3 protein-coding genes and 1 pseudogene are annotated in these 14,224 nt (G+C 40.2%); 1 reads left to right on the top strand and 3 read right to left on the bottom strand.

Annotated elements, in window-relative coordinates; genetic code table 11:
• Positions 1-442: 442 nt before the first annotated feature.
• Positions 443-2,029, top strand: a pseudogene (locus F6K18_RS16175) (IS1634 family transposase).
• Positions 2,030-2,513: 484 nt separating this feature from the next.
• Here the strand turns inward: F6K18_RS16175 and F6K18_RS16170 are convergent.
• From F6K18_RS16170 to F6K18_RS16160, 3 genes are all read right to left on the bottom strand, one after another.
• Positions 2,514-7,919: a type I polyketide synthase gene (locus F6K18_RS16170; protein WP_287522203.1), complete on the bottom strand. Its 5,406-nt coding sequence runs from the start codon at positions 7,917-7,919 to the stop codon at positions 2,514-2,516.
• A 13-nt stretch (positions 7,920-7,932) separates the two neighbouring features.
• A complete protein-coding gene (locus F6K18_RS16165; RefSeq protein WP_287522202.1) occupies positions 7,933-11,406 on the bottom strand; it encodes an amino acid adenylation domain-containing protein in 3,474 nt (1,157 codons plus the stop codon).
• Between the two features lie 2 nt (positions 11,407-11,408).
• Positions 11,409-14,224, bottom strand: a 2,816-nt coding sequence (locus F6K18_RS16160; RefSeq protein WP_287522201.1) for an amino acid adenylation domain-containing protein, incomplete at its 5' end; no start/stop codon positions are given.

Raw genomic sequence — 14,224 nt, 5'->3', positions numbered from 1 at the left:
GTTTAAGGCTTACAGGGTTTTGGTTATGGCCATGTGGTTCATCAAGAGCGAAAAGCGCTGTAATAATAATTTGATAAATGTTTGTTACAAATGACTAGGCTGTTTATTAGGAGTCAGGAGTCCCATGGGAATTTAGATCAATACCATTTTTTTAGGTCATAAATCATCTTTTTCGTCAAAGGGACATCTCCTGTCATTAATAGATCGGGACTTACGCAAAGGCACTATATATGGAGTGCTAGTGCGTTAGGCTAGCGCTAAAAAACCCTACGAATAGGGTTCATGCGTAAGTCCTGTTGATATATGACAGATAAAACCCACATTCCGCACGACAAAATGTAGTATGCAAAGATGGTAAAACTTGAGTAAGTATTTAGACATCTGAAAAAAAACCTCAAAGTGTAATTATAGATAATTAAGTGAAGATAAAAAAGAGGAGAAAATGTCAATAGAAGTGACTAATGTAGACCATCTAGGTTTGGTAGCAGGAATTATTGACGAGATTGGCATAGAACAGAAAATTAATCGACTACTTGGAGAATAGTTACCAGAAAAAATAACAGGGGGTCAAGTAGTTAAAGGAATGCTCTTAAATGGGTTAGGATTAGTTTCATCCCCACTATATTCCCGATCGTAAATTTTTTGATGGAAAAGCTATAGAACATTTAATCGGAACAGGTGTAAAAACAGAGTATTTTAATGATGATAAATTAGGGCGGGTGTTAGAACAACTATATCGCAGAGGATTAAATGAGATTTCTATGTCTGTGGTATTAGAAGCTGTGAAAATCTATCAGCTAGAAACAAGGACAGTCCACTTAGATTCTACTTCATTTCATGTGGATGGAGATTATCACACAGATGAGGATGAATAAATGCCAAGATAAGGAGCCAAAAACTATCAAAATCACCTATGGATATTCCAGAGATAAACGACCCGATTTAAAGCAATTTCTCATGGATTTAATTTGTACAAATGATGGAGATGTACCATTGTGGATGAGAATAAGGTCGGGAAATGAATCTGACCAAAAACAATTTGTCCAAGCCATGAAAGATTTCAAAAAGCAGTTAAATTTTGACAGTTTAATGGTGGCAGATAGTGCTTTATACCAATACGAAAATCTACAGTTATTAACAAATATTAGATGGTTAAGCAGAGTCCCAGTTCGTATAAAAGCAGCTCACAAGTTAGTTCAAGAAAAAGATGGTTCAGATTTGACTCCCAGTCATATTAAGGGATATAGCTATCAAAAACTATCAAAAACTTACGGCGGAGTTGAACAGAGATGGTTAATAGTTGAAAGTCAACTAAGGCGAGAATCGGATTTGAAAAGTCTAGAGAAAAAAATCCAGAAAGAACGAGTTGAAGTTGACAAAAAACTGCGCACTTTAAAATCTGAAAAGTTTGCTTGTCAAGCAGATGCAGAAACAGCAACCAGAAAGATTTTAAAAAAGCTTTTATATCACGAATTTAAAGAAATTAATGTTAAATTCGTAGAGTCGAAATATGATACAGATTTTCCTTATGAAGTCCAAGTTAAAGTGGGTTTAAGAGAGTAACAAATAGAATTAGAAAAAAAACTATCGGGTCGATTTATATTAGCAACAAATCTCCTGGATAAGATGGAATTAACTACAGAAGAAATGTTGTCTAAATACAAGGGACAACAATCTGTATAAAGAGGTTTTAGGTTTCTCAAAGACCCCCTGTTTTTAACTGATAGTGTCTTTCTTAAATCACCCCATAGAATTGAAGCTTTGGGGTTAATTATGGCCTTATGTTTATTGGTTTACACGCGATTGCCAGCGTCAACTTCGTCAAACCTTAAACCGGACTAAATCTACTGTCAAAAATCAATTAGGTCGTCCTACAAATAGACCAACATTACGTTGGATATTTCAATGTTTTCAGTCGATTCATTTATTAATTAATTCTGGAGTTAAGAGTATATCTAATTTAACTCCAGAACGTTTAGAATTATTAAAGTTTTTTCCTCCAAGTTGTCAAAGATACTATCTACTCTAAGAATAAGAAACTTGAGCTAAAAACAGGTAGAGGGCAAAAATAATCAACGATTGAACAATAGTGTAGAATTAACCACTTGGCAATTATTTAAGATGCGATCGCTCAAGTGATAGAGAAGCTTTAGCAGTTTTTGGAGATATCTATTGGTGAGTTCCGGCAACTGATGATTTGCGTTGGCGGAGCCTAGCGGCAGCTATATCGCTTCTTACCCCATACTATAAGTTTAAATACTTACTCAAGTTTTACCATCTTTGCATACTACATTTTGTCGTGCGGAATGTGGGATAAAAGTTTTAGTCTTTTTAGGGTAGAAAAAAGTGTCTGGTTTTTGGTACCTCAAGTTCAAAAAGTGAGCTTTTTGGGCAAGAGTTGGGACGAAAAATCAAGGGACAAAACATCCAACTACCTCCTCTATAATTCCCATTTCTCCTGAGGGCTGACTCCTGACTCCTAACCTCACCCATAAGACTTGATTTAGTAAACTCTAATTATTCTGTTCAAAGTAAACTTTGAGTTTTTCTGCTATGGTCTGAACGTGAGGTTCATAATTCATAGTAAGGTGAGTTCCAGTAACTGGGTGGATTTCTATCCCTGAAGCAGCTAGTTCAATCCAAGGGTATTCTGGGTGTATTGGGTCATATTTTTCACGCCTGTCTTGGGCACGGAAAAATATAATTTTTCCAGCATATATATGTGGCTTGTAGTTCCACATTGCCTCCATATTTGCCTTGAAGACTCGGATGATTTGACGAGTTTGAGGGATTTCAAAATCATTGGGCACCAAGTTGGCAATCTTTGCTTGCTCCAAAGCATACATTACTTGTTCTTCAATATTACCCGATTCTGGAAAAGAGTTGAATGAAAATAAACTTTTGTCTAACTCGAATAGGGTATTAAGAATATAAGCGGCGATCGCTCCTTCATCTTCTAATTTAACCCCCATGTGACCAGGGCCAGGGGTATCGATCATGGCTAGCAATGCTACCTTTTCGTCTTCTGCATGGAGTTGCTGTGCCATCTCGAAAGCTACAGTACCTCCTAAGGAAGTACCTCCGAGAAAATATGCACCACTAGGTTGAATGGTGCGTATCACTTTGATATATTCAGTTGCCATCTGCTCAAGAGAGGTGGGTAATTCTGTTTTTCCATCTAAACCCAGTGCTTGGATTCCGTAAACTGGTATATCTGAGTCTAAATAACGAGCTAAATCCCTGTAAATGTAAGCTGTCCCGCCAACTGGATGTAATAAAAAAAGAGGCTCTTTGTTATTGCTCCCTGCTTGAAGTTCCACCAGCAAGGAGGAACGCGCTTGTGGTGTTTTCTGATCCGGAATATTTTGAGATGAAGTTGTTGCCTGAATTGATTCAAAAAGCTTGGCAATAGTACCAGAATTTAATATAGCCTCCAGAGGCAAATCAATTTGCAAGGTTTCACGTAATTTATAAATTACCTGAACTGCTATGAGAGAGTCACCCCCTAACTCAAAGAAGTCATCTTGAATCCCTATTTGCTCAATGCCTAAGATTTGTTGCCAAATCTGAGCAATAGTTTGCTCTGTCTGATTGCGTGGTGCAATATAGGAAGTTGCCAATTTAGGTCGTGAGTGAAATGAGGAAGGTTCTGTTGTTTTCTTTCGATCGGACTGTTTTAAGGCTTTAAGTTTCACCCATTGGTTAATGCGATCTTGTAAGTTGGCAGTCGAGATAACTATCCGATGGAGTGCATTTGTGGATAAAATTCTTTGAAAAACATTGATACCTTCTTCTGGCAAGATCACCAATTCAGCTAAAGAAGAACCTACAGATTTACTTTGTTTTGTCACTTCCATCACGTGCCAGCCATCCCAATTAACACTTACCCAGGGTACAACGCTGGTCTGGTTGTGCTGATGGACGAAAGCATCCATAAAACTATTTGCTGAAGAATAGGCAACAAAACCTAACCCTCCTAAAACTGATGATAAGGAAGACATTAAAATACAAAAATCCAGCTCAAGTTTCTCCAGAGTCTTAGCCAAAACCAAAGTCCCCTTGATTTTTGGCTGAAATTGTTGTTCGCACTCGGTTTTTGCTGCTTTGACAATAGTTTGAAATGACTTTTCCCCAACTATCCCCGCTGCGTGAATTACTCCATTAAGTTTACCAAACCTTTTTATACCTTGAGCGATCGCATCTTGCATTTGTTGGACATTTCCTACATCAGTGCAGATGTTCAAGACCTCAGAACCTAGAGCTTCTAGTTTCTGAATTTTGTGTATTTTTTGACTAATACTATCTTGAGCGTCGTGACTAGCTAACCATTCTGACCATTCTTCTCTGGGAGGAAATTTTGAACGCCCAATCAACATCAGTTTTGCTTGTACAGTTTTTGCCAAATGTTCTGCTAAAACAAGACCAATACCTCCAAGTCCACCTGTAATTAGATAAACTCCCTCCGGTTTTAATTTGAGGTTTGTTTTCTCTCCTAACTCCAATCTAACTGGTTCAAAGGTTTGCTCCCAGCGATCGCCCGTTCGGTAAGCAACCATTTTCTCCGAATGCTCGATCGCTAATTCCGAACTGATTTGCTCTATCAGTATTTCTTCGTCTGGGGTTCCAGGTTCTGGAAGCACCACATCAATACTTCTACAAATTATGTTAGGGTACTCTTGACCAATAGTTAGAACTGGTCCTATTACAGTTGCTTGCTCTGGGTTTAACAAAGCTTCCTCACCAACTTTCTGCATATTGTTAGTCACCACTCCTAACAGTAACTCACCATTAATCTGCTGTCTTCCCAGTGCCTTAGCGAAGAACAGCAAACTGTAAAAGCCTAGATTTTGTGACTTTTCCACCCACTCAATTTCTAATCTATCTTTGCTCTGAGGTGCGATACTCCATAAATGAAGAATAGTTTTTGGTATCTCGTTCCGTTCGCGAAGTTCTTGGCATAAAGCATTATAGTCATCCTCTCGTTCGGGATTGAGTTTGTATAGGCGATCGCTTACTTTTCTAAATTCTGCCCCTGCTTTCACTGTAATAACATTCTGACCATTCCTTTCCATTTGTTGCACTATTTGGTCGCCCAAACCAAACTCATCAGCAAACACAAGATTAGTCGTGGGGATAACAGGCTCAATATTATCAATATTAGAGGGTTTCCAAGATGGAATATAAAACCAGTCAGCTAGATCGGTTTTTTTCTGAATTATGGATGGTTTGGGTTGAACATTCTGCTTTGGAACTCTGCTATCAGCAATCCAATAACTCTGGCGCTCAAAAGGATAAGTAGGTAAAGGAATACGGTAACGTTTTTGATGGCTGTAAAATCCCTCCCAATCTACCCTTACCCCAGCTAACCAAAGTTGACCCAATGTGTTGAGCAAAAAATTTAGATCGGAGCGCTTTTCTTGGGGATGGCGTACTGAAGTTAGTAAAATATGCTCCTCTGCTTTATCTGGATGCCGTTTAGCCAAACTACTCAACGTCCGCCCCGGCCCAGCTTCCAATAAGATTTGGGAGCTATCGCGCAAAAAATGTTGTATACCTTCAGCAAAGCGTACCGGTTGACGTAGATGTTTTGCCCAATATTTGGGATCTGTTGCTTGCTCTGCTGTAATCCAAGTACCAGTGACATTGGAAATATAGGGAATTTCTGGAGGATGCAACGATATTTGTTGAAAATACTCTATAAATCGCTCTAAAACTGGCTCCATCATCTGAGAATGAAAAGCATGGGAAGTATGAAGGCGACGAGACTCTACCTTTTGTTCTAACAAATGCTGCTGCAAAGTATCGATCGCCTCTGTTGGACCTGAAAGCACACATTGGGATAACCCATTAATAGCAGCCAGCGACACTCGCTCATCCAGAAGACTTTGGCATTGCTGTTCTGAGAGAGATACAGCTAGCATTGCTCCTGGTGGCTGTTGCTGCATCAATTTTCCCCGTTTCGCTACCAATGCGAGAGCATCTTCTAAGGAAAACACACCAGCAAGAGTTGCTGCCACATATTCACCAATGCTGTGTCCGATCGTAGCTTGAGGAGATACTCCCCACTCTTGCCATAAAATAGCTAAAGCATAGGAGACTACAAATATTGCTGACTGAGCGATCCCTGTCTGTTTCAGTTGTAAAGTTGCTGTCTCTATTTCTTCTGGTTGTGGATAGAGGATATGGCGCAGGTCAACTCCTAAATGTGGAATCAGTAGTTCTGAGCAACTATCTACCTGAGCGCTGAATGTTGATTCTGTTTGGTATAGTTCCTGCGCCATATTTACATATTGCGCTCCCTGACCTGAAAACATAAACACTACAGGTCGCTTGGTGAGCTGCTGGTAGTGAGTCAACACAGGTTGAGTTTCTGGTGTCGAAAGTGCTTTCAGAGCATCATCTATATCTTGACAGACTAACATCCGGCGATACTCGAAAGCTGTGCGACCTACTTGTAGGGTGTAGGCAACATCTGCAAGATTAATTTCTGGATGCTGTTTTAAGTGTGTAGCGAGGTTAGTCGTTGCCGTTTCTAAGGCTGAATTTGTTTTGGCAGAAAGCATCAACAACTGCCAGTTGCGAGACTTTGAAGATTGCTCTAAAATAGGAGCTTCTTCAAGAACTACATGAGCATTTGTACCACCAATACCAAAAGAACTTACTCCAGCGCGGCGAGGTGTTCCATTGGTGTTCCACTCCGAGAGAGTAGTATTAACATAGAAAGGACTATTAGCAAAGTCAATGGTGGGGTTCGGTGTTTCAAAATTTAGGCTTGGTGGTATTTTTTTGTGCTTGAGGGCCAAAACAGTTTTGATCAAGCCAGCAACACCTGCTGCTGCATCTAGATGTCCCATATTAGTTTTCAGCGAACCAATGGCACAAAAGCCTTTTTTTTCGGTACTCCCTCGAAACACTTTGGTTAAGGCTGCAACTTCAATGGGGTCTCCTAGAGGAGTTGCGGTTCCATGAGCTTCTATGTAAGAAATTGTTTCCGGGTCAATGTCAGCTATTGACTGTGCTTCAGAGATCGCTCCTGCTTGACCTTCTATACTAGGCGCAGTGTAGCCAACTTTTGATGAACCATCATTGTTAATAGCAGAACCTTTAATCTGAGCATATATGTAATCCCCATCTGCGATCGCATCTTCTAATCTCTTCAAGACCAAAATACCCAATCCAGAACCAGCTAAAGTGCCTTTTGCTTTAGCATCAAAGGAACGGCAATGTCCATCAGGGGAAAGAATCATCCCCTCTTGATGTAAATAACCTGTTTTTTGGGGAACGTGAATGGAAACACCACCTGCTAAAGCCATATCGCATTCACCACTGAGTAAACTTTGGCAAGCTAGATGAACGGCAACTAAAGAAGTGGAACAAGCAGTTTGAACTGTAATACTAGGTCCGGTTAAATTGAGTTTATAAGAAACCCGCGTTGATAAGAAATCATGACTATTCCCCAGAAGAAATTGATAAGCGTTTCCTGGTTCGAAATTTTCCAGATGGGGATAGATATTGTTGCGGGCGTAACTACTTTCACTCAGACCAGCATAAACTCCTATAGCACCCGAATAAGTTTGTGAGTCATAACCAGCAACTTCTAGTGCTTCAACAGCAGACTCCAGAAATAAACGTTGTTGTGGATCGATAATTTCAGCTTCTCTAGGATTATAGTTAAAGAAATTAGCATCAAAGAGATCGATGTCTGAAATTACAGTTCCTGCTTTAACATAATTCTGTTTTTTTAACAAGGTGGGGTCGATCCCTTCCTTTAATAATTCTTCCTCAGAGAAAAACTCAATAGACTCCACACCCTCTTGTAAATTTTTCCAGAAAATATCAATGTCTTTAGCCTTGGGAAAACGACCAGAAATGCCAATGATAGCGATCGCTGAATCATCAATAATATCAGTAGTAATCATTTGATTTATAAATTTATTTATTTCTACGATTCTGCTGTCTTTGTAGCCTTTGCTGTTTAATCGAAGTTTTCCTGTCAGTACGAGCCTTTGCTTGACCAGTAGTCAAGGAATCAGTTACTTCTTGCCTTTCTAAATCTATTAAATATTTAGAAAATTCCGATATATTTGGGTATTGAAACAGTTTAAGGACTGAGATATTTTGTGGATATATTTCTTGTAACTTTTTGTGAACTTTAATTATTAGTAATGAATGACCTCCTAATTCAAAGAAATTATCATAAATTCCCACTTTTTCTACCTGTAGAACCTCTTGCCAAATCTTAGCCAGAAGTTGCTCTGTTTCCGTCTGAGGCATCAAATAAGCTGTTGATAAACCGGAAGGAACAGTGTCAGGAACTGGCAAAGCACGACGGTCAATCTTGCCATTGGGGGTTAGAGGAAAAGCATCTAGTAACACGAAAGCTGCTGGAATCATGTATTCAGGTAGCTTTTGCTTGAGAAATTGGCGAATTTGAGGAATTAGGGAGGTGTCTTGAGTAGATTCCTGCTTAGAAGTTATATAGGCTACTAAGCGTTTGCCTCCTGTTGGATCTGACTGAGCAATGACTACATTTTCCTTAACATCAGGGTATTGTGAAACAAAAGCTTCGATTTCTCCGATTTCAATGCGGAAACCTCTGATTTTCACTTGATGGTCAATGCGACCGATAAATTCGATGTTGCCATCAGAAAGATAACGTACTAAGTCTCCAGTTTTATATAACCTTGTAGATTTTGAGTTGTCAAAGGAATTGGGAATAAATTTCTCAGCTGTGAGTTCGGGGCGGTTATGGTAGCCTCTTGCTAGTCCATCTCCTCCAATGTATAATTCTCCTGCTACTCCTATAGGTACTGGCTCTAAATGGGAGTCTAGTATGTATACTTGGGTATTGGCAATAGGACGACCAATAGTGGGTTCAGTTGTAGTTCCCTGATTTAATAAAGTAAATGTGGTATAGGTTGTGTATTCAGATGGTCCATAGAGATTATATACACTCTGAATGTTTTCTTGCTGATACAGTGTTTGCACCAGTTGATTTGAGAATGGTTCTCCTGCCAAGTTGATTACTTTTACTGAATCAGGTATAGCATTGATGTTAGAAAGTTCTCTAATTGCCGAAGGAACTGTATTAATTAAGGTTATTTCACTTTTAATATTGAGTATAGACAAAGCATTCTGAGCCAGAATTACTTGACCCCCTTGACTCAATGTCACAAATATTTCAAAAACAGATAAATCAAAACATATAGAGGTTGAAGCTAATACAGCAGCTAATTCTTTGAATGTAAACACCTGGGAAGCCCAGTAACAGAATGCTACAGGGCTATGATGTTCAATAGCAACCCCCTTTGGTTTTCCTGTAGATCCAGAAGTATAAATCACATAGGCTAAATTTTCTGGAGTTACTTGACTGGCAGGATTATCAATAGAGTTGTTAGTAATAGCCTCCCCTATAGTATCCAAACACACTATCTTGGCTTGATGCTCTGGTAAAGAATCCAAAACTGATTCACTTGTCAACAAAACTGATACTTCTGCATCATCTAAGGTGTAAGCCAACCGTGCTGATGGATAACTGGGGTCGAGGGGTACATAAGCTCCTCCCGCTTTGAGTATAGCTAATAAACCTACTACCATCTCTATTGAACGCTCTATACATATTCCCACTAGGCTTTCTGGAGCTACTCCCAACTTTTGCAAGTAATGAGCTATTTGATTAGCTTTGCTATTTAATTCCGAATATGTCAGTTTTTGCTCTTCAAATACTACTGCTATTGCATCTGGTGTTTTCTCTACCTGCTCTTCAAATAAGTCATGGAGACATTTGTGATCTGGGTAATCGGTTTTTGTCTTGTTCCATTCTAGCAGTATCTTTTCTAACTCTGCCTCTTTCATTAATGGCAACTTGCTAATAGGTTCCTCTGGTGTCTCTACTACTGCTGATAACAAGTTCTCATAATGTGACATCATCCGACTAATTGTTTCTGCCTCAAATAAATCTCTATTATAGGCACAAAATCCTTTGATTTCCTCTCCTACTGGCCACAGATGTAACTCTAAGTCAAACCTCACTGTCATTTCCGCTCCAGTTTCTTCATACCAACCTACCTCTAAGTTAGGTAAGCTCAAGGATGGTTTTAATATTTCCTCTTGTTGCACCGCAAACATCACCTGAAATAAGGGGTTTTGGGATAGTGTCCGTTCTGGCTGCAACTCTTCTACCAATTTCTCAAATGGTATGTCTTGGTGACTATAAGCTTCTAGAGCTGTTTGTTTGACTCTGTTTAATACTTCTGTAAAACTAGGGTCTCCTCCCAGGTCTGTGTGCATCACTAGAGAGTTGACAAAGAAACCAATTAACCCTTCTATTTCTCTGCGGTTGCGGTTGGCTATGGGTGAACCTACTGCTATACCCTCTTGACCACTGTAACGAGACAGTAATACTTTGAAGGCTGCTAACAGGGTCATAAATAGGGTTGTTCCCTGCTTTTGGGTCAGTTGTTTAACTTTTGATGTGAGTGCTGCTGGTATGTTTATGGGTATACCTGCTCCATTAAAAGTTTGAACCGGGGGTCGAGGATGGTCTATGGGAAGTTGTAGTTGGGGTAAATTTTGGAGCTTTTGTTTCCAGTAACTTAGTTGAGTTTCTAGGGTCTCACCTTGTAAGTAGTTCCTTTGCCACACTGCAAAGTCTGCATATTGTATTGGTAGTGAGGGTAATGGAGGTGGTTGGTCTTCAAGGGTGGCAGTGTAAATTGCTGATAGTTCTTTGGGTAATACTGTCAGTGACCAGCCATCACTTGCTATGTGATGTAATGTGATTTGCAGTATGTGTTCTGTTGTTCCTAGTTGATACAACCGAGCGCGTATGGGGGTGTCTACTTCTAGATTGAATGAAAGTTCATTTTCTGTTTGCAGTAGTTGTTGGAGTTTGGTAGTTTGTTCAGATGATGTTAACCCACTTAGGTCAATTATGGGTAGTTGTAATTCAAAAGAGGGTTTAATTATTTGTGCAGGTGTGCCGTTGATTTCACTGAAAGTGGTTCTTAGGGTTTCATGGCGAGCAATGATTTGATTAAGACTTTTTTCTAGGGCTAGATAGTCTAGTTTACCTACTAGGTGTAGGGTTAATGGCAGATTGTAGGTGTTGCTACTCAAAGCCATTTTTTCTATAAACCATAGCCTTTGCTGTGCATAGGATAATGGTGGGGGATTGCCGTTTCGCTCAATAGGTTTAATTTGAGACTGCTGTGAGTATACAGATTGTTTGGCACTGTACAAAAAGCTGAGGACTTCTCCTTTGCGTTCCCGTAGTTGATCCAGCAATGTGGGTGTAAGTTTTCCTTCAGGAGCACTATAGTGTAGTCGATCTCCTTCAACCCAAAGTTGGATGTCTTGGTTGCGAAGCTCAAATAAAAACTCTTCTATCATTTCCATTTGTGTCATACCTAGAGAACTCCTTGATTCCGTTTGTTAGATTTATTATCTTGGGTGATTGGATGTGTTTTTGCTGCCCAAATACAGGTATCTATATACTTACTTATACTTTCCACTGTAGAAGACTCAAATATTTTCTTTAAAGGAAACTCTATATTGAAGGTTTGTCGTATTCGAGACACAACTTGAGTTGCCAGCAAAGAATGACCCCCCAAATCAAAGAAGTTATCATGTATTCCCACCTTTTCTCTGCTCAACACTTCTGCCCAAATCTCTACTAATACCTTCTGTGTCTCCGTCTCAGGAGCCACATACTCCGTTGACACAACACTGACATGATCCGCTAGCGATAATGTCTTACGGTCTATCTTACCACTAGGAGTTAGTGGCAGTTGCGACAACACTACAAACCCGCTTGGTATCATATACTCCGGCAACCGCTCTTTCAGAAAATGTTTCAACTTCTTTATTTGTTCTGTTTCTAATACTTCTGGGTTGGAGCTAGCTGGAGTTTTGGTTTCTGGCACTATGTAAGCCACTAGACGCTTAGTACCCAGATTGTCTTTGGTGGCAACCACTACTGTTTCTTTAACTATAGAATGTTGAGTTAGGGTTGCTTCTATTTCTCCGGTTTCGATCCGGTATCCTCGCACTTTGACTTGGTGGTCTATTCGCCCTAAAATTTCTACGTTGCCATCAGGAAGATAACGTGCTAGGTCTCCGGTTTGATATAATCTTGTGGCTTTTGACTTCTCAAAAGGATTGGGGATGAATTTCTCTGCTGTTAATTCTGGACGCCTCAGATAACCATTGGCCAGGCATACTCCACCAATGTAAAGTTCTCCTGGGACTCCAACTGGCACTGGTTGTTGCTCACGACTGAGAATATAAAATTGAGTATTGGCAATCGGACGACCTATGGGAGGAAGTCTAGGCCATTTATCGACATCTGATTCTAATGTGTAACAAGCAGCTGTATGGGTTTCTGAAGGTCCACAGTGATTTTGCATTCTACATTGAGGTAGTCGCTTCATCAACTTCACTATGTCTGCTGTCACCTGCAATTGTTCTCCTAATGTGATGACCTCGCGTAGTTGTGGCAATTTTTGGAATTGAGAGGCGACTGAGGCCAACTGTTGCAAAGCTACAAAGGGTAAAAATACTCGCTCTACCTGCTTATGACTTAAGTATTCCATCAATGCTAACGGGTCACGCCTCAGTTCTGAAGAAACTAACACGATAGTCCCCCCAGAAGACCAGGTGGGGAATATTTCTTGGAATGATACGTCAAAGCTAATGGAAGCAAATTGTAGAGTTTTTGCCCCTTGACCAACTACTGTTTCCTCCTGCTGCCAAAGAGTCAGGTTCACCAGAGCAGCTTGATTCATGGCGACTCCTTTGGGTTTACCTGTGGAGCCAGAGGTATAAATGATATAGCCCAAGTTTGATGGTTTAACTTCACTGCTCAAATTGTCTTGAGAACAGTCAGACCATAGCTCTTCATTACTATCCAAACACACTATCTGAGCTTGATGCTCTGGCAATAATGTTACTAATGATTCCAGGGTAAGCAATACCGACACTTGGGCATCAGACATCATATAAGCTAAACGTTCTGATGGATAACTGGGGTCGAGGGGTACATAAGCTCCTCCCGCTTTGAGTATAGCGAGTATTCCTACTACCATCTCTATTGAACGCTCTATACATATTCCCACTAGGCTTTCTGGAGCTACTCCCAACTTTTGCAGGTAATGAGCTAGTTGATTAGCTTTACGGTTTAATTGAGAGTAGGTCAGCTTTTGCTCTTCAAATACTACTGCTATTGCATCTGGTGTTTTCTCTACCTGCTCTTCAAATAAGTCATGGAGACATTTGTCATTTGGGTAATCTGTTTTAGTCTTGTTCCACTCCACCAGTATTTGCTCTAGCTCTGCTTCTGTCATTAGTGGCAATTGGCTAATAGGTCTCTCTGGAGTCTCTACTACTGCTGATAACAAGTTCTCATAATGTGACAACATCCGACTAATTGTTTCGGCCTCAAATAAATCTCTATTATAGGCACAAAATCCTTTGATTTCCTCTCCTACTGGCCACAGATGTAACTCTAAGTCAAACCTCACTGTCATTTCCGCTTCCGACTCTTCATACCAACCTACCTCTAAGTTAGGTAAGCTCAAGGATGGTTTTAATATTTCCTCTTGTTGCACCGCAAACATCACCTGAAATAAGGGGTTTTGCGATAGTGTCCGTTCTGGTTGCAACTCTTCTACCAACTTCTCAAAGGGTATGTCTTGGTGAGAGTATGCTTCTAGAGCTGTTTGTTTAACTCTGTTTAATACTTCTGTAAAACTAGGGTCTCCTCCCAAGTCTGTGTGCATCACTAGAGAGTTGACAAAGAAACCAATTAACCCTTCTATTTCTTGGCGGTTGCGGTTGGCTATGGGTGAACCTACTGCTATACCCTCTTGACCACTGTAACGATACAGTAATACTTTGAAGGCTGCTAACAGGGTCATAAATAGGGTTGTTCCCTGCTTTTGGGTCAGTTGTTTAACTTTTGATGTTAGTGCTGCTGGTATGTTTATCGGTATACCTGCTCCATTAAAGGTTTGAACCGGGGGTCGAGGATGGTCTGTGGGTAGTTGTAGTTGTGGTAGGTCTTGCAGCTTTTGCTTCCAGTAACTTAGTTGCTTTTCTAGGGTTTCACCTTGCAAGTAGTTCCTTTGCCACACTGCAAAGTCGGCATATTGTATGGGTAGTGAGGGTAATGGGGATGGTTTCTCTTCCAATATGGCAGTGTAAATTGCTGATAGTTCTTTGGGTA

Source organism: Okeania sp. SIO2C2 (assembly GCF_010692625.1).
Classification (GTDB): Bacteria; Cyanobacteriota; Cyanobacteriia; order Cyanobacteriales; family Microcoleaceae; genus Okeania; species Okeania hirsuta.
Note: the sequence above shows the minus strand (reverse complement) of the source record. Positions and strands in the feature narration are given on the sequence as shown.

What these genes read in the sequence shown, in the direction of transcription:
- F6K18_RS16170 (WP_287522203.1), bottom strand. Translation starts at nt 7,919, where the DNA reads ATGATTACTACTGATATTATTGATGATTCAGCGATCGCTATCATTGGC.
- F6K18_RS16165 (WP_287522202.1), bottom strand. Translation starts at nt 11,406, where the DNA reads ATGACACAAATGGAAATGATAGAAGAGTTTTTATTTGAGCTTCGCAAC.